At 65.8% G+C, this 26,261-nt stretch carries 17 protein-coding genes; 12 read left to right on the forward strand and 5 right to left on the reverse strand.

The genetic code is table 11. The features are described 5' to 3' along the window. Positions 1-24: 24 nt before the first annotated feature. Positions 25-2,841 (forward strand): PQQ-dependent sugar dehydrogenase, encoded by a 2,817-nt coding sequence (locus tag WDO72_11740; GenBank protein MEJ0086350.1) that lies wholly within the window; start codon positions 25-27, stop codon positions 2,839-2,841. 251 nt (positions 2,842-3,092) lie between these two features. Here the strand turns inward: WDO72_11740 and WDO72_11745 are convergent, their stop codons facing one another. Beyond that, positions 3,093-3,497, reverse strand: coding sequence for a polymer-forming cytoskeletal protein (locus tag WDO72_11745; protein ID MEJ0086351.1), 405 nt, complete (start codon positions 3,495-3,497; stop codon positions 3,093-3,095). Between the two features lie 63 nt (positions 3,498-3,560). Between WDO72_11745 and WDO72_11750 the strand changes: the two genes are divergently transcribed. The 5 genes from WDO72_11750 to WDO72_11770 all read left to right on the forward strand — a co-directional run bounded on the left by WDO72_11750 (position 3,561) and on the right by WDO72_11770 (position 8,520). Continuing rightward, on the forward strand, positions 3,561-4,250 hold the full coding sequence (locus WDO72_11750; protein MEJ0086352.1) for an SPOR domain-containing protein: 690 nt from the start codon (positions 3,561-3,563) through the stop codon (positions 4,248-4,250). A gap of 174 nt (positions 4,251-4,424) precedes the next feature. Continuing rightward, positions 4,425-4,610, forward strand: coding sequence for a hypothetical protein (locus tag WDO72_11755; GenBank protein MEJ0086353.1), 186 nt, complete (start codon positions 4,425-4,427; stop codon positions 4,608-4,610). Positions 4,611-4,766: 156 nt separating this feature from the next. Beyond that, positions 4,767-6,170 (forward strand): pitrilysin family protein, encoded by a 1,404-nt coding sequence (locus tag WDO72_11760; protein ID MEJ0086354.1) that lies wholly within the window; start codon positions 4,767-4,769, stop codon positions 6,168-6,170. Between the two features lie 8 nt (positions 6,171-6,178). After that, entirely contained in the window at positions 6,179-7,600 is a 1,422-nt protein-coding gene (locus tag WDO72_11765) for a pitrilysin family protein (GenBank protein ID MEJ0086355.1), read from the forward strand. 11 nt (positions 7,601-7,611) lie between these two features. After that, a complete protein-coding gene (locus WDO72_11770) occupies positions 7,612-8,520 on the forward strand; it encodes a cation diffusion facilitator family transporter (GenBank protein MEJ0086356.1) in 909 nt (302 codons plus the stop codon). Between the two features lie 257 nt (positions 8,521-8,777). Here WDO72_11770 and WDO72_11775 read toward each other — a convergent pair whose 3' ends face one another. Continuing rightward, positions 8,778-9,392, reverse strand: a complete 615-nt coding sequence (locus WDO72_11775) for a DUF924 family protein (GenBank protein ID MEJ0086357.1) — start codon at positions 9,390-9,392, stop codon at positions 8,778-8,780. Positions 9,393-9,472: 80 nt separating this feature from the next. On the opposite strand from WDO72_11775, the gene WDO72_11780 reads away from it, so the two are divergent. Next, on the forward strand, positions 9,473-13,606 hold the full coding sequence (locus WDO72_11780; protein MEJ0086358.1) for a hypothetical protein: 4,134 nt from the start codon (positions 9,473-9,475) through the stop codon (positions 13,604-13,606). A gap of 102 nt (positions 13,607-13,708) precedes the next feature. Here WDO72_11780 and WDO72_11785 read toward each other — a convergent pair whose 3' ends face one another. After that, the gene (locus tag WDO72_11785; GenBank protein ID MEJ0086359.1) at positions 13,709-14,089 is read right to left on the reverse strand and encodes a hypothetical protein; all 381 of its coding nucleotides are present in this window, start codon (positions 14,087-14,089) and stop codon (positions 13,709-13,711) included. Between the two features lie 120 nt (positions 14,090-14,209). On the opposite strand from WDO72_11785, the gene WDO72_11790 reads away from it, so the two are divergent. After that, on the forward strand, positions 14,210-14,623 hold the full coding sequence (locus WDO72_11790) for a hypothetical protein (protein ID MEJ0086360.1): 414 nt from the start codon (positions 14,210-14,212) through the stop codon (positions 14,621-14,623). Between the two features lie 138 nt (positions 14,624-14,761). After that, positions 14,762-15,277, forward strand: a complete 516-nt coding sequence (locus WDO72_11795) for a hypothetical protein (protein MEJ0086361.1) — start codon at positions 14,762-14,764, stop codon at positions 15,275-15,277. Between the two features lie 26 nt (positions 15,278-15,303). Here WDO72_11795 and WDO72_11800 read toward each other — a convergent pair whose 3' ends face one another. Further along, positions 15,304-16,782, reverse strand: coding sequence for a hypothetical protein (locus WDO72_11800; GenBank protein MEJ0086362.1), 1,479 nt, complete (start codon positions 16,780-16,782; stop codon positions 15,304-15,306). A 44-nt stretch (positions 16,783-16,826) separates the two neighbouring features. Between WDO72_11800 and WDO72_11805 the strand changes: the two genes are divergently transcribed. The 3 genes from WDO72_11805 (at position 16,827) to WDO72_11815 (ending at position 24,004) form a co-directional block, all read left to right on the forward strand. Next, positions 16,827-17,735 carry a DMT family transporter gene (locus tag WDO72_11805; protein MEJ0086363.1) on the forward strand — a complete coding sequence of 303 codons (909 nt, stop codon included), beginning with the start codon at positions 16,827-16,829 and terminating at the stop codon, positions 17,733-17,735. A 162-nt stretch (positions 17,736-17,897) separates the two neighbouring features. After that, on the forward strand, positions 17,898-22,508 hold the full coding sequence (gene gltB / locus WDO72_11810) for a glutamate synthase large subunit (GenBank protein ID MEJ0086364.1): 4,611 nt from the start codon (positions 17,898-17,900) through the stop codon (positions 22,506-22,508). A gap of 11 nt (positions 22,509-22,519) precedes the next feature. Continuing rightward, complete coding sequence (locus tag WDO72_11815; GenBank protein MEJ0086365.1) at positions 22,520-24,004, forward strand: glutamate synthase subunit beta; 1,485 nt, start codon at positions 22,520-22,522, stop codon at positions 24,002-24,004. A 137-nt stretch (positions 24,005-24,141) separates the two neighbouring features. Here WDO72_11815 and WDO72_11820 read toward each other — a convergent pair whose 3' ends face one another. Next, positions 24,142-26,082 carry a C13 family peptidase gene (locus tag WDO72_11820; protein MEJ0086366.1) on the reverse strand — a complete coding sequence of 647 codons (1,941 nt, stop codon included), beginning with the start codon at positions 26,080-26,082 and terminating at the stop codon, positions 24,142-24,144. Positions 26,083-26,261: the final 179 nt, after the last annotated feature.

Raw genomic sequence — 26,261 nt, forward strand, 5'->3', positions numbered from 1 at the left:
GCCCGGAAAGGTGAGGTCTCGATCATGCGTAAATCGGCGCGAAACGCTGCGTGTCTGTTCATTCAGGCGGTGGCGCTGCTGCTCGTGGCATGTGGCGGTACCGGCGGCACGTCCGAAAGCGAACCGCCGCCACCGGCGGCAGACATCACGCCGCCCACGGTACCGGCGGGCGTGACTTCCGTCGCACAGAGCCCCACCAGCATCCTCGTGACCTGGACCGCATCCACCGATGCCGGCACCGGTGTCGCCGGATATCTCGTGTACCGCGGCGCGAGCGCCACGGCGATCGCGACCGTGACGGGGACGAGTTACACCGACACCGCGCTCGCCGCCGCCACCAGCTACAGCTACACGGTGCGTTCTTTCGATCGCGCCACGCCGCGCAATGAATCCGCGCCATCCGCCGCGGCCAATGCGACCACGCCCGCCGCGCCCGTGGCCGATACGACTCCGCCCAGCGTGCCGGCGGGCGTCACCGCCGTGGCGCAGTCCTCGACGCAGGTGCGGGTGAGCTGGAGCGCGTCGACCGATGCCAGCGGCATCGGCGGATATCACGTGTTCCGCAATGGCGGCGCAACCGCCATCGCGACCGTGACCGCGACTAACTACACGGACGGCGGCCTCACCGCCTCGACGGCCTACACGTACACCGTCAGCGCCTTCGATACCGCGACGCCGGTGAACGAATCGGCGCTGTCGGGACCGGTCAGCGCGACCACGGCCGCGCCGTCCGCCGGCGGTCTCGATGGCCGGCCCGCGAATGCCACCTGCCTCGCGGGCGATCCGCCGAGCACGAACATTTCGATCGCCGTGCAGCGCGTTTTCCCGAACCTGCCGAATTTCACCCAGCCGGTCGCCATGCTGCAGGCGCCGGGCAACTCCGCCCGCTGGTACGTCGTGCAGAAAACCGGGTCGGTGCGCGTGTTCGACAACGCGCCGGGAGTTTCGACCACCAGCGAGTTCATCAACCTCGCCTCGAGACTCAATTCCGCCCCGGGCAGCGACCAGGACGAACGCGGTCTGCTGGGAATGGCGTTTCATCCTGACTACCCGGCCGATCCGCGCGTGTTCTTCTATTACACGGGCAGCAATCCGGGCCTGGTGGATCGCGTGTCGCAGTTCCGGCTGGCCGCGGGCGGCGCGACACTCGATCCGGCCAGCGAAATCGTGTTGTTCAACGTCGCCGATCCGGAATCCAACCATAACGGCGGCAACATCGCGTTCGGGCCGGATGGCTTCCTGTACATCGGAATCGGTGACGGTGGGGGCGCCAACGATGGGCACGGCAGCATCGGTAATGGCCAGTTGTTGACTACCTTGCTCGGCAAGATGCTGCGCATCGATGTGTCGGCCACGACGCTGGCCAACACCTACACGATCCCGCCGACCAACCCGTACGCGGCCAACACGCGTTGCAATACCAACGGCACCGGTTCGGCCAACTGCCCGGAGATCTTCGCCTTCGGCTTCCGCAATCCATGGCGCTGGAGTTTCGACCGCGGCAGCGGCGAGTTGTGGCTCAACGACGTCGGCCAGGGCGCCATCGAGGAAGTCGACAAGGTGACGCTGGGCGGAAACTACGGCTGGCGCTGTTTCGAGGGCACCAACGCGTTCAACAGCACCTGCGGTTCGAACCCGAATCCGATCCCGCCGGTCGCGCAATACACGCACTCGTTCGGCTTTTCGACCACCGGCGGTTTCGTCTATCGCGGCAGCACGATCCCGAACCTGCACGGCCGCTACGTGTTCGGCGATTTCGGCGGCGGCCTGTGGAACATCTCGCGCGCCACGACACCGACCCAGACGCTGGGTGCCGGCCTGTCTACCGGGCTGCAGATATCCTCCTTCGGCCAGGACACCGACGGCGAGGTTTATATCGTTCACCTCGGCGGCACGCTGCACAAGATCGTGCCGGGCAGCGGCGGTGGCCGCGCGATTCCCAACCAGCTGTCGCAGACCGGCTGTGTCAATCCGGCCGATCCCAAACTACCGGCGGCGGGGTTGATTCCGTACGCGCCCAACGCGCCGTTCTACTCGGACGACGCGATCAAGGGGCGCTGGCTGGCGTTGCCGGGCGCGGAGCGCATCACTGTCACCGCCAGCAATGATTTCGATTTCCCGAACGGCAGCGTGCTGGTGAAGAACTTCTCGCTGGGTGCGCAGCTGGTCGAGACGCGGCTGTTCATGCGTCACAGCGATGGCGTCTGGGCCGGATATACCTATGAGTGGAACGCGGGTGGCACCGAGGCCACGCGCGTCGTCGGCGGCAAGACCGTGACCGTGGGTGGGCAGACCTGGCAGTTCCCGAGCGAGGCGCAATGTCTGCAATGCCACTCCGTGGCAGCCGGGCGCACGCTCGGCCTCGAAATCGGCCAGTTGAACGGCGACTTCGGTTATCCGACCGGGCGCACCGCCAATCAGCTAACTACCTTGAACGCCATCGATACGCTGACGCCGGCGCTGGCGCAGGCACCGGCCCAGCTGCCGGTGATTCCCAACCCGTTCGGCAGTGCTGCGCTCGGCCAGCGCGCGCGGGCCTACCTGCATTCGAACTGTGCGTATTGCCATCAGCCCGGCGGCCCCGCCCCGACCGACATGGACTTCCGATACACCACAGCGTTGTCGGCGACGAATACCTGCGACATCACGCCGGACCGCGGCGACCTGGGAATCACCGACCCGCGCCGCATCGCCCCCGGTTCCGCCGCGCGCTCCGTCGTGGTGGCGCGAGTGAATCGCACCGACGCAGACGCCATGCCGCCGCTCATGCGCCACAAGATCGACACGGCGGGAGTACAGCTGCTCACCAACTGGGTGAACGGCCTGACCACCTGCAACTAAAAGGGGACATGCCTATTTTCGGGCGTGGCTTCTTTCAAGCCGGCTTTGGCCCTTCGATCGCGCGAATGGAGCGCGCGGAAAACGAGGCGTGAAGCGAAAAGCCCCCAATGCACTTCAGCGCATCAAATTCTGAAGACGTAGCTTTTCGTAGCCTCGTTTTCCGGAACCCGAAGGGCGCGCTCCCTTGAGCGCGGGCGAAGGGCCAAAGCCGGCTTGAAAGAAGCCACGCCCGAAAATAGGCATGTCCCCTTTTAGGCGACGGTGGTCGTGCGTTTCTCTTCGAACTTGAGGATCGGCTTTCCGGAAGTCACGGTGACTTCCCCCTCGATACGCGCGCCGTTCGCGATCGCCAGGATCTTCGCCACGATCTCGCCGTGGATCACGGCGCTCGAGCTGATCTCGAGCTTGTCTTCGACGACAATTTTTCCGGTGACCTTGCCCGCGAGCACGGCCTGCCTGGCCGTGATGTCGCCTTCCCAGTGCGCGCTTTTGCCCACGCTCAGCGTGCCACCAATGCGGCCATTGCCCTGCACGTGACCGGACACCATGAGCGGTCCGCGGGTCTCCACGTTGCCGACCACGGTGGTGCTTTCGGCGATGACGGTGGGCGACAGGCCGAGTCGGTCGGCGAGTCTGCGTTTGGGTTCATCGCTCATGGCGGTCACTCCGGCAAGCTGCAGCGTTTACAATAAATCGGTCGTTGCCGCCGGATCATAACCATGTCCACCCGAACTCTCGTGATGCTGTTCGCAGTCCCGCTGCTCGCGTTGAGCGCCTGCAGCCGCGAAAAGAGCGATTGGCGTTCGGCCCAGGCCGCCGACACCACCGAGTCGTACCAGCAGTTCCTCGCGGCGCATCCGGACAGCACGCTGACCGTCACCGCGCGCGAGCGGCTCGGGCAACTCGCGGAAGAAAAGGATTGGCGCAGCGCGGCGGGTACGGATTCGCTCGAGGCCTACCAGCAATTCCTCACGCAATACCCGGCCGGAAAGTGGGCGCACGAAGCCCAGGTGCGCATCGACAGCTTCGCTGGCAATGTCGCGCCCGCCGGCGCGGGAGCCGCCGCGGGCGCGGCCGCGGCGCCAGCGCCATCGGCGGCAGGCGAGGGTGCCTCGTTGCCGGCCACGGCGCCGCCGCCAGCCGACGGCGCGGGCAGCGGTTTCGGCGTTCAGCTCGGCGCATTTTCCTCGGCTGAGCGCGCCAACGAGGAATGGAAAAAGCTTCAGAAAGAAGCCTCCGGTTCGCTCGACGGGCTGAGCCCCCGCGTGGTCGTCGGCGACGCCGGCGGCAAGACTATCTATCGGCTGCAGGCCGAAGTGCGCGACGAAGCGCAGGCCCGTGCGATCTGCGGCGGGCTCAAGCTCGCGAACAAACCCTGCGTGCCGGTGATTCCGCACCACGGGCCATGAGGTCGCGCCGCTCGTTGACAGAACGACGGCAATAATCAGCGCGGCCGGCATACCGCGCGTCACATCGTGACGCTGCACGTCACCCGGCCCACGGCGGGCCGCCGCGCTGGTCTCCTAACTCACTGATTTGTATGAATGTCGCGTGCTGGCACGCGCATTGCTTTGTCCTACACCGTGATTGCCAGATCCACAGTAACGCTGATTCTTCCCCACGCGCAGGGCGTCGCGAGCACGCGGCCGGCGCTGGCGGGAATGATGATCAAGCGGCGTCGCGCGGGCAGCGTGATGTTCGCTCCGGTCGACGCGCGGCTCGCGCGCGCGCAGATCAGCGCGATCCAGGCGGTCAAGGTTTCGAGGTAATACCTCACAGAGGTAGGTCCTCAAAAAGGTCTGCGAACAACTCTTCCCCGGTGTTCGCTTCTTGGCGCCGCGCACGACTTCCCCCGTACGCGGCGCTTTTTCTTTTCTGCAAGCCGAGCGAGTAGAGTTGCGCATCGCAAAATTCGAGGTGTGCGCATGTCGAAGTATTCACTCGGCTGGGCTTGGGCCAGCTGCGTTCTGCTTGGCCTGAACGTTTCCGCCGGCGCCGCCGGCAAACCCGCCAAGCCCGCCGCGACACGCGTGCCCGGCCTCGAGCAGGTGCAATCCATCACGCTCGCGAACGGCATGAAGGTCATCGTCTGGCCCGACCGCGACATCCCGAACATCGCGCTGTACAACTGGGTGCACGTCGGCAGCCGCAACGAAGTGCCCGGCATCACCGGCCTCGCGCATTTCTTCGAACACATGATGTTCAACGGCACGAGCAAACGCCCGCCGGGCGAGTTCGATCGCCAGATGGAAGCGCAGGGTGGATCCAACAACGCCTCCACCAGCGACAACGTGACCATCTACCAGGACTGGATCCCGCGCACCGCGCTCGATCTGGTCTTCGACCTCGAGTCGGATCGTCTCGCGAATCTTTCCTTCGACCCGAAAGTGGTCGAGAGCGAACGCGGCGTGGTCTATTCCGAACGCCGGCTGCGCACCGAGGACAGCAACGAAGGTTTTCTCGCCGAACAGGTGCAGGCCACCGCGTTCGTCGCGCACCCGTACCAGATTCCGACCGTCGGCTGGCCCGCCGACATCCAGGGCTGGACGATCGAGGACCTGCAGACCTTCTTCAAGACCAACTACGCGCCTAACAACTGCACGCTGGTGCTGGTCGGCGACGTGAGCGCCGAGGAGGCTTTCGCACTCGCGAAGAAATATCTCGAACCGATACCCAGGCAGGCCCCGCCGCCCAAGGTGCGCACCACCGAGCCTGAGCAGCTCGGCGAGAAACGCGTGCTGGTGGAACGTAATGCGCAGACACCGCTGCTGTACATCGCGTACAAATCGCCCGCGGCCAATGACCCGGAGGGTCCCGCCATCAATCTGCTGATGTCGATCCTCGCCGGCGGCGATTCGTCGCGCCTGCACCGGCTGCTGGTCGAAGAAAAGAAAATTGCGATCGATGTCGGCGCGAGCTTCCAGGAAGGATTCGACCCCGGCCTGTCCTGGCTGCTGCTCACGTTGCCCGAAGGCGCGAATCCGGCCGAAGCCGAGAAGACGCTCGACGGCGCGCTCGACCTGGTCGTCGCTCAGGGCGTCACCGAGGCCGAGCTGACGCGCGCGAAGAACCAGTACGCGTCGTCGTTCTGGAAACAGCTCGCCACCATCGACGGCAAGGCGGAGTTGTTAGGCAGCTTCGAGGTCTACGAAGGCGACTACCGGAAGTTGTTCGACTCGCCGGCCGTGTACGAGAAAGTGACGCGTGAAGACGTGCAGAAGGCGGCGGCGCTGGTGTTCCAGAAAAACCATCGCACGGTCGGCTTGTTGCAGTCACCGCCGGAGGCGCCCGCTACCCCGGCTGCCGCAACCCGGGAGGCGAAGCCATGAAGCGCCTCATGAAAACCCGCCTCACTACTGCCTTCGTTGCGCTGGTCCTGGGCTGCGTGTCCATCGGTGCGGCGGCTGCCGAGGTGGCCACACCCGGCGTCAAGGTGCCGGACCACACGCGCTTCGTATTGCCGAACGGCCTCACCGTCATCCTCGTGCCGAAGAAAGACGTGCCGTTGATCGCGTTCAGCGGCTTCGTCCGCGGCGGCGCGCTGGTCGACCCGGACGGCAAGCCGGGTGTCGCCTCGCTGGTGGCGGGGTTGCTCGATCGCGGCGCGGGCAAACGCAGCGCGTATGAATTCGCGGATGCCGTCGAAGGCGTCGGTGGCACTTTCAGCGCGGGTGCCACGGCCGAGGCGATCACGGTGTCCGGCCAGTTCCTGGCGCGCGACCGCGCGCTGCTCGTCGAGCTGCTGTCGGATGCCCTGATGCGGCCGCATTTCGCAGCGGACGAGTTTTCGAGCTACCGCGACCGCGAGATCGAATTCATCAAGTCGGCGAAGGATTCCGATCCGTCGCAGCTGGTCGGCATCTACGGCCGCGCGGCCTTGTTCGGCGCGCACCCGTACGGGCGTCCGCAGGGCGGCAGCGAGCGCTCGCTCGCCGCCATCACGCAGGGTGATGTGGTGAGTTATCACGCCACGAACTTTGGCGCGGATCGCACCACGCTGGTGTTCGCCGGCGATCTCGACGCGAAGTGGATGAAGCAGGCGTTGACCACGGCGTTCAGCGGCTGGGCGAAGGCGAAAGCCGCGCCGCCGCAGCTCAAGCCGGCGCCGCGCATCACCGGCCGCCGCGTGTTGCTGATCGACTCGCCCGGCGCGGTGCAGACCTATTTCTGGCTCGGCAACGTCGGAGTAGACAGGCGTTACAGTGGCCGCCCGGCGCTCGATCTGGTGAACACGCTGTACGGCGGACGTTTCACCAGCATTCTCAACACCGAGCTGCGCATCAAGTCGGGCCTGTCGTACGGGGCGAATTCGTCATTCGTGCGCGGCAGCGTGCCGGGCGAATTCTCGATCCGCTCGTTCACGCAGACGGATACCACCGGCCAGGCGCTCGATCTCACGCTGCAGACGCTCGATACGCTCAAACACGACGCGCTCGCGCCCGAGATGCTCGAGTCCTCGCGCGCCTACGTGCTCGGCCAGTACCCGCTGCGGCTCGAAACCGCGGCGAACTGGGCCGCAACGCTGGCCGACCTCGAGTTCTACGGCCTCGGCAAGGACTACATCGAAGGGTACGGGCCGGCGTTGGCGAAGGTGGACCTGGCGGAGACTGCCGCGGTGACGGCGGACGCGTTCCCGCGGCCGGCGGATCTCGTGCTGGTGCTGATCGGCGATGCGGCGAAGATCCGCGCGGCGGCGGCGAAGTACGGCGCGGTCACGGAGATGAAGCTCTCGCAGCCCGATTTCGCGCCCGTGTCTTAAGGAAGCTGGCGATGTCAGATCACGGCTCGTCCGCCAAGGCGATTCTCTACGCGTTCGTCGCGAACCTGGGGATTGCGCTCGCCAAACTGGCGGCGGCTATCTACACGCACTCTGGCAGCATGCTGGCGGAAGCCATCCACTCGTTCGCGGATTGCGGCAACCAGGTGTTGTTGTTCATCGGGTTGAAGCAGGCGCAGAAGCCGCCAGATGCGAAGCACCCGCTGGGCTACGGCAAGGTCACGTACTTCTGGAGCTTCGTCGTCGCGTTGCTGCTGTTCTCGATGGGCGGGCTGTTCTCGATCAACGAGGGTTGGCACAAGCTGCATTCGACGGAACCGCTGCACAAGGTGTGGGTGGCATTGCTCGTGCTGGCCGTGTCGGTCGGCCTCGAGTTCGGCTCGTTGATGGGCTGCCTGCGCGAGATCCGGAAGCTGCGCAAGGAACGGTCGCTGGGGTACTGGCTCAAGAACACGCGCAACGCGGAACTGGTCGTCGTGCTGGGCGAGGACGTCGCGGCGCTGGTCGGGCTGGTGCTGGCATTCGTGTTCGTGACGCTCGCGGCCGCGACGGGCAATCCCGTGTTCGATGCCATCGGCTCCATCGTGATCGGCGTGGTGCTGGTGTGCGTGTCAATCTTCGTCGCGGTGCGTATCAAGTCGCTGATCGTCGGGCGCTCGGCGGAGGATGACCTGCAGGAAGCGATCCGCGCGGACATCGCCGCGGATCCCAACATCGCCGCGTTGCTGAACGCGATCACGATGCAACTCGGGCCGGATGTGATGCTGGCGCTCAAGGTGCGCATGAAACCGGGAATCGCCATCGAGACGGCGGTTTCGCATATCAACGCGCTGGAACAGCGCATCAAAGGAAAATTCCCGGAAGTCGTGTGGTGTTTCGTAGAACCCGACGTCGCGGACTAAAAGGGGACATGCCTATTTTTCGGGCCTGCCCTTTTTTCCGCGCAGGTTTTGACCCTTCGCTCGCACTCAAGGGAGCGCGCCCTTCGGGTTTCGGAAAACGAGGCTACGAAAAGCTACATTTTCAGAAATGGCTGCGCTGACGGGTATCAGGGGCTTTTCGCTTCACGCCTCGTTTTCCGCGCGCTCCATTCGCGCGAGCGAAGGGTCAAAACCTGCGCGGAAAAAAGGGCAGGCCCGAAAAATAGGCATGTCCCCTTTTAGCCCCACGCCGCGCCGGACGCGAGCCACTCGAGCTCCTCTTGTGTGCTCTCGCGGCCCAGAGGCGCGTTCCTCATGGGGAAGCGGCCGAACTTCTCGATGACGTCGCGGTGCTTGCGCGCATAGCCGCGCAGGGATTCGGCGAACTCGCGCAGCTCTGGCGGCGCTTCGGCTGCCAAGCGATCGAAAGCCACGATCGATGCGTTCTGCACGTCGAGCGACTCCGCGTGTTCCAGCGGTAGATAGAAGAACAGGCGCTCGACCGGATCGAGCGCGGCGTCGGCGGCGAGCTGCAGCCCTTCCAAGGCCAGCGCCAGCGCCTCGCGATCGAATGCATACGCCGCGGCGGTACCGCGATACGCATTCCTCGGCACCTGGTCGAACAGGATGATCAGCGCCAGCCGCCGCTTGGGGCTCGCAGCCCAGGCGGCGAACTCCCCGCGCGCCGCGCGCTCGAGCATCGGCTCGAGCGTCGAGCGGATCAATACATCGCGCGCTGCCTGAGCGGCTTCGCCGTCGCCGCCAAACCAGAAGCGGTTGCGTTCCTCGAGACGTGCGGTATCGAAAGGCGGCGCGCCAAACCAGAATTCGAGTACCTCGCGCGCGCTGTGCATGCAGCGCGGCATGTTAGACCAATTGCGGCGCCGCGCGCGTTGGTACACTCGCGCCTGTTACGGGGTAGAGGGTGCCAGTCATGTTTACGCTGATCCGCTTGGGGCTCGTCGCGTTGGCGTTGCTGGGATCCAGCGTGGCACAGGCGCAGCAAACACTCCCGCCGCCATTGCGCGACTGGCAGGGCTGGGTACTGCGCGGCGAGGAATTCCGCCGCTGCCCGTTTCTCGCCTCGGCAAATCCGCAGCCAGCCCAGCCCATCGACGCCAGCGCGTTCCGCTGCGTGTGGCCGGAGCGGCTCACGTTGAACGTCGACGCGCGCGGCGGCACGTTCGCGCAACGTTGGCAGGTGTTCTCCGAAAGCTGGGTGACGCTGCCCGGCAATCTCGAGCACTGGCCGCTCGACGTGCGCCTGAACGGCGCGCCCGCGGCCGTGGTTGCCGTGGACGGCGCGCCGACGCTGCGGCTTCAACCCGGCGCCCATGCGGTCAGCGGCCGCTTCTCCTGGAGCACGCGGCCGGAGTCCTTGCCGCTGGCCGATCTCACCGCGCTGGTGGATCTCAGCGTCGACAATCAGCGCGTGACGCAGCCCGAGCGCCTGGGAGGCGCGGTGTGGCTGGGCAAACGCCGCAGCGCCGAGCAACCCGCGGCGCTCGAAGTCCAGGTGTACCGCCTGGTCCGCGACCAGGTGCCGGCCTATCTAATCACCCGCATCCGGCTGAACGTGTCGGGCGATGCGCGCGAGGAATTGCTGGGCACCGCGCTGCCCAACGGCTTCACGCCGCTGACGCTCACCGGTGGTCTGCCGGCGCGCCTCGAGCGCGACGGCAAACTACGCGTGCAGGCCCGCGCCGGCTCGCACGAGATCACCCTGACCGCGCGCGCCATGAATGTAGCCGCCACACTCACACGCCCGGACCCCGGCGGCGGCAAATGGGCGCGCGAAGAGGTGTGGAGTTTCGCGGCCGACGACGCGCTGCGTGTCGCGGCGGCCGAAGGCGCCGAGGGCATCGATCCCATCCAGGCCAACGTGCCGCGCGAGTGGCAGCGATACCCGGCGTTCCGCATGGCGGGCGATTCGAAGCTGACTGTCGTCGAGCGCAGTCGCGGCCTGGCGAATGCCGACGACAACCGCTTGCAGCTCGATCGCAGTCTCTGGCTGGATTTCGACCACGGCGGCTTCACGGCCATGGACAACATCACCGGCACGATGCGCCGAGAGTGGCGGCTCGACATGGCAGCGCCCTTCGAGCTCAAGAGCGCCTCGTCCGGCGGCGAGCCGCTGCTGGTCACCGCCGGCGCCGACGGGCACACCGGGCTCGAAGTGCGCACCCCGCAGCTCTCTCTAACTACCGTGGCGCGCGTGCACGCCGGCGGCGCGTTGCCCGCCACCGGCTGGACCGGCCGCTTCGATGGCGTCGACGGCACGTTGCACCTGCCGCCCGGCCATCGGCTGATCGCGGCTCTGGGCGCCGACTCGGCGCCGGGTTCGTGGTTCGAACGCTGGGGTTTGTGGAGCGTGTTCGGCGTTTTGATCGTCGTGGCATTCGTGTACTGGACCGCGGGCCTGGTGCCCGCCGCCATCGCCGCGTTCGCATTCGTGCTGACGTACCAGGAGGAGCCGGCGTACATCTGGTTGTGGGGCAACCTGCTCGCAGCGCTGGCCGTGGCACGCGCCGCGCCCGAAGGCCGCTTCCGGCGCCTCGCGAACGGCTACCGCACCACGAGTTTCGTCGTGCTCGCGCTGGCGTTGCTGCCGTTCATGTGGATGCAGGTGCGGGTCGCGCTGTATCCGCAGCTCGAGAACCAGGGTTATTACGCCGCCGTCGGCCAGGCCGCGCCCATGCAGCAGATGGCCCCGCCGATCGTGGCCAACATCGTCGCCGAGGACATCGGGGTGGCGGCAGATGCCGCGGCAGCTCCAGCACCTCCACCCGCACCCGAAGCGATGCAGCGCGCCGACGCATCCGCCGATGGTTATCTCGCGAATTCGTATTCGCTGCGCAACAAGGTGTCCGGCCTCAATTCGATGAATGTCGTGCAGCGTTATGCGAGCGGTACGCGCCTGCAGACCGGTCCAGGCATCCCCGCGTGGCGCTACAACTCGTATGACTACCACTGGTCCGGCCCGGTCGAAGCCGGCGACACCGTGCGTTTCGTATACCTCGGCCCCGCGACCTTGTTCTTCTGGCGCCTGTTCGGAGTGGCCGCACTGGGAGTGCTGTTCCTGTGGCTCGCATCCGTCAGCTACGGTGGCAATTGGCGGCTGCCGGGTCTGCCGCGCAGGGCCGCGTCGGCTGGCGTTGTGGCCGCCACGTGCACTCCGTTGCTGCTGCTGACCGCGCTCGTGCTCGGAATATCCGCACCGGCCGCCGCGCAAACCGCGCCGGATGCCGAACTGCTCACGCAACTGAAACAGCGCTTGATCGAAGCGCCGCCCTGCGCGCCGCACTGCGCGGAGATCACCGAGGCGCGCGTCGTGGTCGACGGACAGCGGCTCGAGATCACGCTGCGCGTGAGCGCACTGGCGAACGTGGCGGTGGCCATGCCGCACGCCAGCGATCGCTGGCAGCTCGACGACGTCGCGGTCGACGCTCGCGCGTCGCTGGCCATGGCGCGCGAAGGCGATTCCACGTTGTGGGTGCCCCTCGCTCCGGGCGCGCATACCGTGCGGCTCGCCGGGCGGCTCGCGCCCGCCGAGTCGATCCAGGTCGCCTTCCCGCAGCCGCCGCGCGCCGTGGACGTCAGCGCGTCGGGCTGGAGCGTCACCGGCACGAACGAAGGACGGCTGGTGTCCGGCACGCTGGAGCTGGCACGCGAGCGCGGCGCGCAACGTTCGGATGCTGGCGAGCAGCTCGAGACGGGCAGCGAGTTCGCGGCCTTCGTGCGCGTCGATCGCGTCTTCAATCTCGATCTCGACTGGTCGGTGACGACCGTGGTGACGCGCATCGCGCCGCTGCGCTCCGCGGTGTCGGTGGAGATTCCGCTGGTGAAGGGGGAGTCGGTGCTGACTCCCGGCGTCGAGGTGCGCGACGGCGCGTACGCGCTGGTCGGCCTCGGCACGGGTGAATCGAACACGCAGTGGCAGTCGGGCCTGGCGCGTGCCGACACGCTGGAGGTTTCGCTGCCCGAGGGCTCCGCGCGCACCGAGGTGTGGAGCTTCCTCGTGAATCCGCAATGGCACGTGGACTTCGAGGGCTTTCCGCCCGTCCTGCCCGACGAGGAGAACGCGCCCAGCTGGGTGTTTCGTTTCATCCCGCGGCCGGGGGAAAAACTCGTCGTGCATGTGACACGGCCGAAGGGCGTGGAAGGCGCGACGCTCGCCATCGATTCCGTGCGTCTGTCGACGACGGTCGGCAATCGCTCCGCCAATTCGACGCTGCAGTTCGAGTACCGCAGCACGCAGGGGGGCCGTCACATCGTCAAGCTGCCGGCGGTGGCGCGCGTGACGCAGGTGAGCTTCGACGGCCAGCCGGTGCAGGTGCGGCCGGCGAAGGGCGAGCTGGCGCTGGCGCTGGCGCCGGGCAAACACGCCGTGCGGGTGGATTGGGAAGAGTCGGACGACGTGTCGTTCCGCACGCGGCCGTCGGGTGTGGATCTGGGTTCACCGGCCAGCAACATCACGCGGACCGTCGAGATCCCGCAGTCGCGCTGGCCGCTGTTCGCCACCGGCCGCGGCGTGGGGCCGGCGGTGCTGTACTGGGGCGAGCTGGCGGTGTTCATCGCGCTCGCCTGGCTGCTGGGGCGCTGGAAACATTCGCCGTTGAAGTTCCACGAGTGGCTGCTGCTCGGCCTCGGATTGTCGACGCAATCCTGGTGGGTGTTTTCGTTCACGGCCGCGTGGTTGATCGTGATGCGCTGGCGCGAGCAGTGGCAGCCGGGCGAGGCGCTCGCGCGCTGGCGGTTCAACGGCGTGCAGGTTTTGCTGGCGGCGTTCACCGTGATCGCGGTGTCGACGCTGGTGTTCTCGGGAATCCGCAACGGGCTTCTGTCCGCGCCCGACATGGGAGTGACCGGGCCCGGCTCCGGCTTCGGGCGGTTCGCCTGGTTTCAGGATCAGACCGCGGGCGCGCTCGAGTCGCCGACCATCTACTCGGTGCCGATGTGGAGCTACCGGCTGCTGTTCTTCGTCTGGGCCGGCTGGATGGCGTTCGCGCTGGTCGGCTGGCTGCGCTGGGCGTTCAACGCCTGGAAGACCGGCGGGTTGTGGAGGTAGTGGTGCCGGGGTGCAATTCTCGTAATTAAGCAAGCGTCCGCGTTCGCGCCGACGCTGACTTAATTACGAGAATTGCACCCCGGCACCACTACCGGCACCGACTTACTCGCAGAGGCCTTCGAGATAGCCCTGCGCGGCGGGCGACAGGCGTTTCAATGCCATCTCGCGGGCCTTGGGTTCGTCGACGATCTGCTCCAGCGGGCCGCTCACGAGGATGTGGCGCACTTTGGGATCGTTCGCGGCCTTGCGCGCCAGCTTGTTCAGCACGGTGAAGCCGCGGGAAATCTTGTCGCTCTTGAAACGCCGGTGCTCGATCGAGCTGGCGAGGTACTTGCCGAAGCGGGCGTACAGGAAGTAATCGTCGTTCCCAACGTGGAAACGGGCTTCGGCAAAGAAGTCGGGGAAATTCTTCTCGAGATACTGATTGACGGTATGAAGACGAGGGCCAGAGTCGCTGTCATTCGACGCAACGAGTTTCTTCATTTCAGTCATCCACCTCCACTTGGGTCCGGGGCACCATTTCTGGACGTCACGACCGGTTCCCAACCCCGCAACGCGCGCGAACATTAGGGCTAAGCGAACTCAACTGCAATAGGACGCACCATGAAATTTCTCACCCTTCTCATCACCGCAAGTCTGCTCGCCGCGTGCACGGCGAAGTCGAGCGACGAGCAGCAGATTCGCGCGCTCATCGCGAGCGTGGAAGAGGCCGCGGAAGCGCGCGACACCAGCGACGTTCTCGCGCACGTCGCGCCGGACTACTCCGACAGGCAAGGTCTGGACAAACCCCAGCTGCAGAATTTCCTGCGCGGATTTTTCCTGTCGCATCCCAAAATCGAACTGCTCGTGAACGTCGAGTCGCTCGAATTCCCTGCCGACGGCCTGGCGCGTGCGCGCGTCGGCGTGGTGTCGGTCGCCCTCGACCAGCTCGGCGGGGATTCGGTGACGCTCGATGTAGAGCTGCGCCGGCCGGCGGCAGAGTGGCTAGTCACCCGCGCGGACCGGGTGGTGCGCTGAGCGGGGCTTCGCTTCGGCACAGGCATCGCCATCAACGGCAATATGTGACCGCAGTCACCTTTCTGCGGTTTAATCCGGATCAAACGGCGCCGACAACTGTCTGTGAGAGAGCAGTAAACCCTTCTTCAAAGCCCCACGATGCCTGACCGCCGCAAACCGCCCGTCGAGACAAGCAGCCGCCCCGATGGCGCTCTGCTGCCGTCGGATTCGGTCGGCTTCAGCATCGAGACGACCACGATGCGTCTCAAGTCGCTGACCCTGCGCCGCTCCGAGACCGGCAAGGCGGAAAGCGAACAGAAATCCGCACGCGCCCAAGCAGCCGACATGTTGTCCGGCGATCGTCCGTCCGGACGCGTGCGTCACGACGAGCGCGGCATGGCCGTCTGGGACTGGGCCGTGGCCACCGGCGAGTTCGCCACCTTGTCCACCACGCGCGCGATGCAGAAACTTTCCATCGACGAGCTCAAGATCGAAGAGACGGCTCCGACGAAATTGACCATCGCGCCGCAGGGCCGCGATGTCGGCGGCGGCGGCGATCCGTACAACCAGCGCGGCAGCGGCCAGCGTCCGGGTGAAGCCGCCAAGCGCCAGGGTGTCACCGGTTCCGCCGACCGCGGCGCCGTGCTCGATCAGCTGCTCGGCAAGAAGAAGTAGCCGCTCGCGGCGGCCTCGAGCGCGATCTACTGCCCCACCTTTGCCGCGGCGATGCGCTTCTTCGCCCACTGCCGCACCTCGGCGGAATCCGTGAACGCCGCGATCTCGTTCAGCAGCGCGATCGTCTGTTCGGACTGACCGCTTCCTTCGTACAACTCGAGCCTGGCCTTCGCCAGATCCGCGTTTCCCGGCATGAGTTCGCTGGCGCGTTGCAGGCGCCGCAAGGCGAGCTCGCGGTCGCGCTCCAGTCGCGCCGACAGAACCCCGAAGCTCCACGCGGCCTCGACGTCATCCGGATTCGCCGCGAGCGAACGATCCAGCATTTCCAGCGCCGCTGCGCTCCACGCCTGGCGTTGGGCGGCAGTCAGCGATCCGCCGTCGCGTTCTTCACGCACCCGCTCGAACAACGCGAGACCGGCGCCGCGCGCGACGGCGGCATCCTGCGTCTCGTTCCCGAGGGTGAGCAGCAGAGTACTCAACGTGGCATCGTCACGCGCGCGCGCGGCCATTCGCATCCGCAGCACCTGCACACTCGCGGCATTCGGCGCACGTTTCTGCGCGGCATCGATGCTCGCGGCAAGACAGCCTGCATCGAGCGCGGTATCGAGCATGACGCCCGCGATCATTTCCAGTGCTTCGCGTTCACCAAGCGCACGGCCGGCGCCGGCCGCGACAGAACGCGGCGCCCGGTACGAAAACTCGGCGCGCGCGAACGACCACTGGTGCAGGTAACGCGTGATCTCGGCGTCGAGCTCGGACACGCTCATCTTGAAATATTCGGGGACGGCCGCGTCGATGGGCTGAAGGTCGTCGACGGCCTTGAGGTAGGCGAACATGCGCGAACCGAACTTGAGATCGTCGATGAGGCCCTTGTGCACGATCCCCCAGGATTGTTCGTGAACCCCGCTCGCGGTGGGCATGTTCAGATATTCGGGCGACGACTTGTCGATCCGCAGCAGCCGCTCCATGGGAATCCGGCGCGACAGGTGCTCGCCGAAATACGGATTGCGGACGGTCACGATGCCGCGCCACACCTGTGTAAAGGTCACGAGCGTCGCCAGCCCTTCGTCGAACCACAGCGGGAATCCGCCGTGAAACTGCGTGTGCAGGAAATAGTGGCTGTACTCGTGCGCGACCGCGCCGGTCACCGAATACTCGTCGGGCGGCGCGCCGATGAGCAGGTAGTTCGCGAAACGGGCCGGCGCGAACTCGGAAACCATGGCGTCGCTGACCTGGAAGCAGTCCTGCCACAGGCTCTTGCGCACGACGAAGATGTACGTCGGCGTGGCCCTGCGGCGCTTGTCGGTCTCCAGCAACCGGACGAGCAGCTGGTCCACGATGGGCGTGCGTTGCGCGACCCAGCCGACGGCTTTCGGATCGTGGGTGACGACTGTGTACTCCGGCAGCGACCACGCCCGCAAACCCGACACATCCGGCTCGCGCGCACCCGCGCAGAACGCAAACAGGCCGGAGAAGGCGGTCAAGGCCACACGCTTCGCGTTCATGACGGTAGACTATTCGCCCGCCCGACCTGCGTCTATCTAGCGCCATGACCGCCCACGCCCGAGCGCTGTTCGAGATGCATATCTGCGTCGTGCTCTGGGGCTTCACCGCCATCCTCGGCAAACTCATCACGCTGCCGGCGCTGCAGCTGGTGTGGTGGCGCCTGTTGTTAGTCAGCATTGCGCTGGCGTGTTTTCCGCGCGTCTGGCGGGCGCTCAAGACCATTCCGCCGCGGCTCATCCTCATCTACTGCGGCATCGGCGGCGTGGTGGCCGTGCACTGGCTGGCGTTCTACGGCTCCGTGAAGCTCGCGAACGCATCCGTCGCCGCCACGACGATGGCGCTGGCGCCGGCCGTCACTGCCTTGATCGAGCCGTGGATCACGGGTGCGCGCTTCGAGCGACATAATCTCCTGCTTGGAATCCTGGTGATTCCCGGCGTCGCGCTGGTCATGGGCGGCATTCCGGGCGACATGCACCTCGGCTTCTGGGTGGGCGTCCTGTCGGCGGCGCTGGCCGCGGTGTTCATCGCGCTGAACAAGCGTTTCCTGGGCCATCACGATGCGATGGCGGTGACCTCGCTCGAGCTTGGTGCGGGTTTTCTGCTGGTCGCCGCGATCGTTCCATTCGCCAGCCCGGCGGGCGGATCCGTTGTCCTGCCCGATGTCCGCGATGGGGCGCTGCTCGTCATTCTCGCCATCCTCTGCACCCTCATTCCCTTCGCGATGTCGCTTGCCACGCTGCGGCATCTGTCCGCTTTCACCGCGCAGCTCGCGATCAACCTGGAGCCGCTGTACGCGATCACGCTCGCGGTGTTGTTCCTGGGCGAGGCGCGCGAGCTCGACTCACTCTTCTATGTGGGAGTCGTCATCGTGCTCGCCGCGGTGTTCGGCCACGGCTGGCTGCAGTCCCGAAAGAATCGGGTTACGGAGCCCACATCAGTGATTGACCGATGAGTGTCGGTCTGTATGATCTGACTCATATATATCTGACTGACTTAGCGCGCCCTCGCGGCCGTGCCTCCAGATGTAACCAATTGAAAACGAGGAAGTTATGGGCCGCCGGTCCATAGCGCGGGGAAGTTGCGCCCCGCGCGTTCGTGTTTGGAGGATTCGAAAATGACCGCGATTCGATTGGGACCGCCTGCCAAGCAGGGCCTTTACGACCCTCAGTTCGAGCATGACGCCTGCGGCGTCGGCTTCGTCGTGGACATCAAGGGTCGCAAATCGAACGCCGTCCTCAAGCAAGGCATTCAGATCCTCAAGAATCTCGATCACCGCGGCGCGAGCGGTTCCGAGGTGAACACCGGCGATGGCGCGGGCCTGCTCATGCAGATGCCGCACGCCTTCCTCAAGAAGGTCGCCAAGAAAGATTCGCGCATCGATCTACCCGAGCCGGGCCACTACGCGGCCGGCAACATCTTCATGCCGCGCAACGCGACGCAGCGCCGCAAGATCGAAGAAGTGTTCGCGCGGGTCGTGCAGGCGGAAGGCCAGGTGTATCTCGGCGCGCGCAGCGTACCGACCAACAACACCATGCTCGGCGAAACCGCGAAGGCCTCCGAGCCGTTCACGCGCCAGGTGTTCATCGGCCGCGGGCCGGATACCCCCGACGAGGCGGAGTTCGAACGCAAGCTCTACGTCATCCGCAAGCGCGCGTACAACGAGATCCGCGTCTCGACGATCGGCGGCGCGGAGTTCTGGTACGTAGTTAGTCTTTCGCACAAGACGCTGGTCTACAAGGGCATGCTCACCACGATGCAGCTCGACCAGTATTTCCTCGACCTGCAGAACCCGGCGATGGAAACCGCCATCGCGCTGGTGCATTCGCGCTTCAGCACGAACACGTTCCCGAGCTGGGACCGCGCGCATCCGTACCGCTGCATCGCGCACAACGGCGAGATCAATACGCTGCGCGGCAACATCAACTGGATGCGCGCGCGCGAGGCGCTGTTCCAGTCGCCGGTGTTCGGCGATGACATTCGCAAGATCCCGCCGATCGTGAATCCCAACGGCTCGGATTCCTCGATGTTCGACAACGTGCTCGAACTCATGGTGCTCTCGGGCCGCTCGATGCCGCACGCCGTGATGATGATGATCCCCGAGCCGTGGTCGAAACATACCTCGATGGATCCGGCGCGCCGCGCGTTCTACCAGTACCACAGTAGTTTGATGGAGCCGTGGGACGGTCCGGCGGACATCGCGTTCACCGACGGCAAACGTATCGGCGCGGTGCTCGACCGCAACGGTCTGCGCCCGGGCCGCTACTACGTCACGAAAGACGATCTCGTCGTCATGGCGTCCGAAGCGGGCGTGCTCGAATTCCCGCCCGAGCAGATCCTGCGCAAGGGCCGGCTGCAGCCGGGCCGCATGTTCCTGGTCGACACCGAACAGGGCCGCATCATCGAAGACGAGGAGATCAAGTCGCAGATCATCAACGAGCGTCCGTACGCGGAATGGCTCAAGCAGCATCTCGTGCATCTGAAAGATCTGCCGGCCGCGCCGGAAATGCCGCTGCCGGAACCGGTGACGCTCGCGAAGCGCCAGGTGTCGTTCGGCTACACCTTCGAAGACCAGCGCATCCTGATGGCGCCGATGGCGCGCGATGGCAATGAAGGCGTCGGCTCCATGGGCAACGACACGCCGCTGGCCGCGCTCTCGCAGAAGTCGCGCATGTTGTACGACTACTTCAAGCAGCTGTTCGCGCAGGTCACCAATCCGCCGATCGACTGCATCCGCGAAGAGATCATCACCTCGTCGGATGTGTGGTTAGGCTCCGAGGGCAATCTGCTCGACCCGCGCCCGGGCGACTGCCGGCGGCTCGAGTTGAAGGGCCCGGTGCTCACCAACGAAGAGTTCGCCAAAGTGCGGCGCCTGTCTCTGCCGGGCCTCAAGGTGGGCACGCTGCGGATACTGTTCCGTGCCGAGCGCGGTGAAGACGGACTCGTGCAGGCCATCGAGGAGATGCGCGCGGAAGCCATGCGCCTCATCGACGAGGACGAGGTCAACATCCTCATCCTTTCCGATCGCGGCGTGAACAAGGAATACGCGGCGATCCCGTCGCTGCTGGCGGTGTCCGGCCTGCATCACTACCTGATTCGCCAGGGCCTGCGCATGAAGGTGTCGCTGGCGCTCGAGACCGGCGACGCGCGCGAGGTGCATCACTTCGCGCTGCTGATCGGCTACGGCTGCAGCGTCATCAACCCGTACATGGCGTTCGAAACCATCGACGGCATGATCCGCGAAGACCTGCTGCCGAACATCGAACACAAGCTGGCCTGCGCGAATTTCGCCAAGGCCGCGGTCAAGGGCGTGGTCAAGGTCATGTCGAAGATGGGCATTTCGGCCGTGCAGAGTTATCACGGCGCGCAGGTGTTCGAAGCGGTCGGGCTGCGCCAGGACGTGATCGACGAGTATTTTTCGGGCACGGCTTCGCGCGTGGGCGGCGTCGGTCTCGACGTGATCGCGCGTGAAGTGCTGATGCGCCACACGGCCGCGTTCGCCGAGCGCAAGCCGCAGAGCCAGACCGAACTACCCTCGGGTGGCCAGTACCAGTGGCGTTCGGATGGCGAGTTCCATTTGTTCAACCCGGAATCCATCCACCGGCTGCAGAAGTCGGTGCGCACGGGTTCGTACGCGACGTACAAGAGCTATGCCGAGCTCATCGATGATCGCGCCAAGAATCTATCTACCTTGCGCGGCCTGCTCGATTTCAAACAGGGCGAAGCGATTTCAATCGATGAGGTGGAGTCGGTCGAGAGCCTCATGAAGCGCTTCAAGACGGGCGCGATGAGCTACGGCTCCATTTCGAAGGAAGCGCACGAGACGCTGGCCATCGCCATGAACCGCGTGGGCGGCAAGAGCAACACGGGCGAGGGCGGCGAAGATCCGGACCGCTACATACCGATGGAAAACGGCGATTCGAAGAACTCCGCCATCAAGCAGGTGGCGTCGGGCCGCTTCGGCGTCACCAGCCACTACCTCGTCAACGCGAAAGAGCTGCAGATCAAGATGGCGCAGGGCGCCAAGCCCGGCGAGGGCGGACAGCTGCCCGGCACCAAGGTGTATCCGTGGATCGCGAAGACGCGCGGCACGACGGCCGGCGTCGGCCTCATCTCGCCGCCGCCGCATCACGACATCTATTCCATCGAGGATCTGGCCGAGCTCATTCACGATCTCAAGAACGCGAACCGCGACGCGCGTATCAGCGTGAAGCTGGTGGCGGAAGTGGGCGTGGGCACGATCGCCGCGGGTGTCGCCAAGGCGCACGCCGATGTGGTGCTGATCTCCGGCGCTGACGGCGGCACCGGCGCATCGCCGCTGACGTCGCTGGTGCACGCCGGTCTGCCCTGGGAACTGGGCCTCGCCGAGACGCACCAGACGCTGGTCATCAACAATCTGCGTTCGCGCATCGTGGTCGAGACGGACGGGCAGCTGAAGACCGGCCGCGACGTGGCCATCGCCGCGTTGTTAGGCGCTGAGGAATTCGGCTTTGCGACGGCACCGCTGGTCGCCGTGGGCTGCATCATGATGCGCGTCTGCCATCTCAACACCTGCCCCGCTGGCGTGGCGACGCAGGATCCGCGCCTGCGCGAGAAGTTCGCCGGCAAGCCCGAGCATGCGGTGAATTTCATGCGCTTCATCGCGCAGCACCTGCGCGAGATCATGGCGCAGCTCGGCTTCCGCAAACTCGAGGACATGGTGGGCCGGGTCGACATGCTCGAGCCGCGTGCCGCCATCGATCACTGGAAGGCCAAGGGCTTCGACTTCAGCAACATCCTGTACGCGCCGGACGCGGGACCGGAGATCGGCCGTTTCCGGCAGATCGGCCAGGATCACGGCATCGACCGGTCGCTCGACGTCACGACGCTGCTCAAGATCTGCGAACCGGCGATCGCGCGTGGCGAGAAGGTGACGGCCGAAGTGCCGGTGCGCAACGTCAACCGCGTGGTGGGCACCATCACCGGTAGCGAGGTCACGAAGAAGTGGGGCGTCGGGGGCCTGCCCGAGGACACCATCAAGATCAAGTTCAAGGGTTCGGCCGGGCAGAGTTTCGGCGCGTTCGTGCCGAACGGCATGAGCTTCACGCTCGAGGGCGACGCCAACGACTACTTCGGCAAGGGGCTGTCAGGCGGCAAGCTCGCGGTGTTCCCGTCGCCGCTGTCGTCGTTCCCGTCCGAGACCAACATGATCATCGGCAACGTCGCGTTGTACGGCGCGACGCGCGGCGAAGTGTTCGTGCGCGGCATGGCGGGCGAACGGTTCGCGGTGCGCAACTCGGGCGTCGACACGGTGGTCGAGGCGGTGGGCGACCACGGCTGCGAATACATGACCGGCGGGCGCGTGGTGGTGCTGGGCCCCACCGGCCGCAACTTCGCGGCCGGCATGTCGGGCGGCATTGCCTATCTACTGGACGAGCACAACGAATCCGGCACGCGCATCAACGCGCAGATGGTCGACATCGAACGCGTCGAGGATCCGGCGGAAGCCGAGGCGCTGCGGGCGTTGATCGAGAAACACGTGTTGTACACGGGCAGCGAGCACGCGCAGCGTATTCTCGCGGCCTGGGCCACCAAGCTGCCGAAGTTCGTGCGCGTGATCCCGAAGGATTACAAACGCGCGTTGGCCTGCCTCAAGCGGGCCCACGACCAGGGATTGTCGGGCGACGAAGCCATCATGGCGGCGTTCGAAGAAAACGCGCGCGACCTGTCGCGCGTCGGCGGAAACTAAGAAGAAGTTAGATGGGAAAGCCAACCGGATTCATAGAGTACCTGCGCGAACTGCCGGTGGATCGCACGCCGGTCGAGCGTGTGCGCGACTGGAACGAGTTCCACCACCACATGGACGAGAAGCGCCTGCGCCAGCAGGGCGCGCGCTGCATGGACTGCGGCGTGCCGTTCTGCCACACGGGGAAACTGATCTCCGGCATGGCGTCGGGGTGCCCGGTGAACAATCTCATTCCCGAGTGGAACGATCTGGTGTTCCGCGGGTTGTGGCGCGAGGCGCTCGACCGGCTGCATCGCACCAACAACTTTCCCGAGTTCACCGGGCGCGTGTGTCCGGCGCCCTGCGAAGGGTCCTGCGTGCTCGGCATCAACGAGCCGCCGGTCACCATCAAGAACATCGAGAACGCCATCGTCGACAAGGGCTTCGACGAAGGCTGGATCGTCGCGGAGCCACCCACCACGCGCACCGGCAAGAAAGTCGCGGTGATCGGGTCGGGCCCAGCGGGCCTGGCGGCCGCGGCGCAGCTGAACAAGGCGGGGCACAACGTGACCGTGCTCGAGCGCGCGGATCGTCCGGGTGGTTTGCTGACCTACGGCATCCCCAACATGAAGCTCGACAAGCGCGAGGTGGTCGCCCGGCGCGTGTCATTGCTCGAGAAAGAAGGCGTCAAGTTCCTGTGCAATGCGACCGTCGGCGAGAACGTCGAGGCGGAACTGCTGATGAAGGATTTCGATGCGACGGTGATCTGCACCGGCGCCACCGTGCCGCGCGATTTGCCCGTCGAGGGCCGCCAGCTCAAGGGCGTGCACTTCGCGATGGATTTCCTGACCGCCAGCACGCAGGCGGTGCTCAGGGACAAGCCGAGTTCCACGCCGATCTACGCGGACGGCAAGGATGTCGTGGTACTGGGAGGCGGCGATACCGGCACCGATTGCGTCGGTACCTCGCTGCGCCATGGCTGCAAGAGCATCACGCAGATCGAGATCATGGCGATGCCGCCGATGGATCGCGCCGCGGACAATCCGTGGCCGGAGTGGCCCAAGGTCTACAAGATGGACTACGGGCAGGAAGAAGCCGCCGCGAAATTCGGGGCTGACCCGCGCGTCTATCTGACTACCGTGAAGAAGCTCAAGGACGACGGCGCGGGCAACCTCGCCGCGGTCGTCACCGTGAATATCCGCTGGGAGAAGAACGACAAGGGTCAGTTCGTCCCGGTGGAAGAGCCTGGCAGCGAAAAAGAACATCCTGCGCAGCTGGTGCTGCTGGCCATGGGGTTCCTCGGACCCGAGCAGGCGCTGCTCAAGGATCTCAAGGTCGAGACCGACCCGCGTTCGAACGTGAAGGCGGAGTACGGCAAGTACGGCACCAGCGTGCCGGGCGTCTTCGCCGCCGGCGATGCGCGCCGCGGCCAGAGCCTAGTCGTGTGGGCCATCAACGAAGGCCGCGGAGCCGCGCGCGAGTGCGACCGCTGGCTGATGGGCGCGACCGAACTACCGTAAGTCGGTGCCAGGTGGGACTTAGAATTTGAAAAAGGGGACAGATCTATTTTTCGCCGACTGCCGTGCTACCTTGATGAAGTTTCACGAAAAATAGATCTGTCCCCTTTTTCAAATTCTAAGTCTCACCCGGCACCGCCTTACCGCGCGCCCGCGGCCGTTTCGATGCCGGCGAGTTTCGCCTCAATCGCCGCGCCGTAAGAAGCCTGCGGATTCGACGCGTCGATCCCCTCCGCCTTCTCGCGTTGCGCGATGCTCGCCTTGGCCGCCTCGAACGCGGCGCGCAACGAAGCCGCCTTCGGCAACGCATCCCGATAGAACGCCTCGCCGAAGTAGGTGAGATCGCGGTCGTCCGCGCAGCCGAACGAAGTCCTGTCTGCCGCGGCCGCGGTCAACACGATCGTGTGATCATCCGCGAGCGCCTCGATGAAGCTGCCCGCATGGCAGGCGGAAATGACGATCACCTTCCAGCGGATGCCGGATTCGCGCAGGGCATCGGCGACCTGCCCGGAATCGAGCTCGCCCGGCATCATCCCGGCGTTGGAAACCGACAAAGTCGCATCCTCATCGCCGTGTGACGACAACGCGAGGAACAACACATCGTCCGCGTCCATCACCTTGCCGAGCGACACCAGGGTGTGGCGCAGCGCGCGCGCCGTCGCCAAAGGATACTTCTCGAGATCGCGCCGGTCGTTGACGAGCAGGATTTCGCGCTCGCCAGCGTCGTAGCGTTGCGCCACCTGTTTTGCCGCGAGCCCGATCTCCTGCGCGAACACGCGCTGCTCGCCGTAACCTGCGAACCCGACGAAATAAACCTGTGCATCCGCGGCCGATTGCGCCGCGATGCCGGCCACCTGCGCATCGATGCGGGCGCGCTGATCGAACTGCAGGTCTTCGATGCGCCGCCACGCATCCTGGTAGTTAGCGCCGCCGTCGAGCCCGGCGCCGTCCTCATCCGGGTAGGCCCACAGGCTGGGTGTGATATAGAGGCGGTCCATCGTCAGAACGAACACGAAAGTCGCGACGGCACCCACCAGCAGCGCACGGGTCTGGACGAAGCCGGTCAGCGTGCGCAGCGCCCGCTTGAAAAACAACGTCGCATACGCGGCGGCGGCGAGCGCCACCAGCGTGCCCGGGAACCAGCGCTCCGCGAACAGGTTGAACGACGCCGAGCCCGCGATCGCAATGAACATCGAGGCAGTCACGACCAGCAGGGCGCGCCGGTACTCGATGCGCGGCACGCTGAGCCGCCCCGCGATCCAGGCCAATGCCAGTGCGCCCGCGATCACGAAGCTCAGGCCGCCGATCTGTTCGAGCACGAAATCCATCGGGCCCGGGAAAATGAGCCGGTCGAGCGGCAGCCAGAGCGCCAACGCCATCGCCCCAAGCAGCGCGATGGCGCCGTCGCTGCCGGCGAGCCGGGCGGCGTCGGCGCGCAGCAGGAGCAGTAGTTTGCCCGCAGCGGCGAGCTGCTGCGCGATGCTGAAATGCAGCGGTGAGGGCAGCGTGTCCGGCGCCGGAGGCGGGACGGAGAAGTTGGACGCCGCCACCAGGGCGCCGCCGGCTTTTGCGTCGGCGATGAATGCACGCAGCCGTTGCGCGAGGATCGTCGCGTTCAGTCCCCCGGACAGATCCCGCGCGGGCACCGCGTAGCCGGAATTCACGGCGACCCAGAGGAAGACGTGAGTCGAAGTCGCTTCAATCTCCAGCACCTTGGCCCATGCCACGTGCGCGGACGAGTCGACGTGTTCCCATTGGATGCCATCGGCACCGAACACGAAACGCGTGGGGCCGAGGAACATCCCGTCGGCCATGGGGTCCGCGCCGCGCCCGGCAATCTGTGCCTGTATGGCGCCTAGCAGGAAGGTGCCGAAGATGCCGATCACGAAGGCGCGGATTTCCGGGTCGGTCGGCATGAGCAGCATTCCGCCCAGCAGCATCAGCACGAGCAGGATGAACGGCGCCCGCAGCAGCCATCGGCGCCAACGGCTTGCCGGTGTCCACAGGCGCTGCCGCGCGGCGGCGCTCAGCGCGCGCCAGTCGTCCATCGTGAGAACCGTCGAGACCGAGATGTTTTCCATGGGCGTCCGCGCGAATCGGGACGCTAGTGTGGCAGAAATGCGGGCCGCGCCCGCCGGACGAGGGGTGCGGATGTTCCGGCCGACGAGCCGGACGATGGCGGGTCGCGAGGCGAACGGGCGCCGCACATGCCGTCCGCGGATTCCCTGGCGATTTCCCTGTTGCCTAACTACGTTCGACG

The organism is Pseudomonadota bacterium, assembly GCA_037200975.1.
GTDB lineage: Bacteria > Pseudomonadota > Gammaproteobacteria > Steroidobacterales > Steroidobacteraceae > CADEED01.

Bases quoted from the DNA above. Each gene is read 5' to 3' on its own strand.
- WDO72_11780 (MEJ0086358.1), top strand. From the start codon at position 9,473: ATGTTTACGCTGATCCGCTTGGGGCTCGTCGCGTTGGCGTTGCTGGGA.
- WDO72_11790 (MEJ0086360.1), top strand. From the start codon at position 14,210: ATGAAATTTCTCACCCTTCTCATCACCGCAAGTCTGCTCGCCGCGTGC.
- WDO72_11795 (MEJ0086361.1), top strand. From the start codon at position 14,762: ATGCCTGACCGCCGCAAACCGCCCGTCGAGACAAGCAGCCGCCCCGAT.
- WDO72_11760 (MEJ0086354.1), top strand. From the start codon at position 4,767: ATGTCGAAGTATTCACTCGGCTGGGCTTGGGCCAGCTGCGTTCTGCTT.
- WDO72_11805 (MEJ0086363.1), top strand. From the start codon at position 16,827: ATGACCGCCCACGCCCGAGCGCTGTTCGAGATGCATATCTGCGTCGTG.
- WDO72_11820 (MEJ0086366.1), bottom strand. From the start codon at position 26,082: ATGGAAAACATCTCGGTCTCGACGGTTCTCACGATGGACGACTGGCGC.
- WDO72_11750 (MEJ0086352.1), top strand. From the start codon at position 3,561: ATGTCCACCCGAACTCTCGTGATGCTGTTCGCAGTCCCGCTGCTCGCG.
- WDO72_11815 (MEJ0086365.1), top strand. From the start codon at position 22,520: ATGGGAAAGCCAACCGGATTCATAGAGTACCTGCGCGAACTGCCGGTG.
- WDO72_11765 (MEJ0086355.1), top strand. From the start codon at position 6,179: ATGAAAACCCGCCTCACTACTGCCTTCGTTGCGCTGGTCCTGGGCTGC.
- WDO72_11775 (MEJ0086357.1), bottom strand. From the start codon at position 9,392: ATGCACAGCGCGCGCGAGGTACTCGAATTCTGGTTTGGCGCGCCGCCT.
- WDO72_11740 (MEJ0086350.1), top strand. From the start codon at position 25: ATGCGTAAATCGGCGCGAAACGCTGCGTGTCTGTTCATTCAGGCGGTG.
- gltB (MEJ0086364.1), top strand. From the start codon at position 17,898: ATGACCGCGATTCGATTGGGACCGCCTGCCAAGCAGGGCCTTTACGAC.
- WDO72_11785 (MEJ0086359.1), bottom strand. From the start codon at position 14,089: ATGAAGAAACTCGTTGCGTCGAATGACAGCGACTCTGGCCCTCGTCTT.
- WDO72_11770 (MEJ0086356.1), top strand. From the start codon at position 7,612: ATGTCAGATCACGGCTCGTCCGCCAAGGCGATTCTCTACGCGTTCGTC.
- WDO72_11745 (MEJ0086351.1), bottom strand. From the start codon at position 3,497: ATGAGCGATGAACCCAAACGCAGACTCGCCGACCGACTCGGCCTGTCG.
- WDO72_11800 (MEJ0086362.1), bottom strand. From the start codon at position 16,782: ATGAACGCGAAGCGTGTGGCCTTGACCGCCTTCTCCGGCCTGTTTGCG.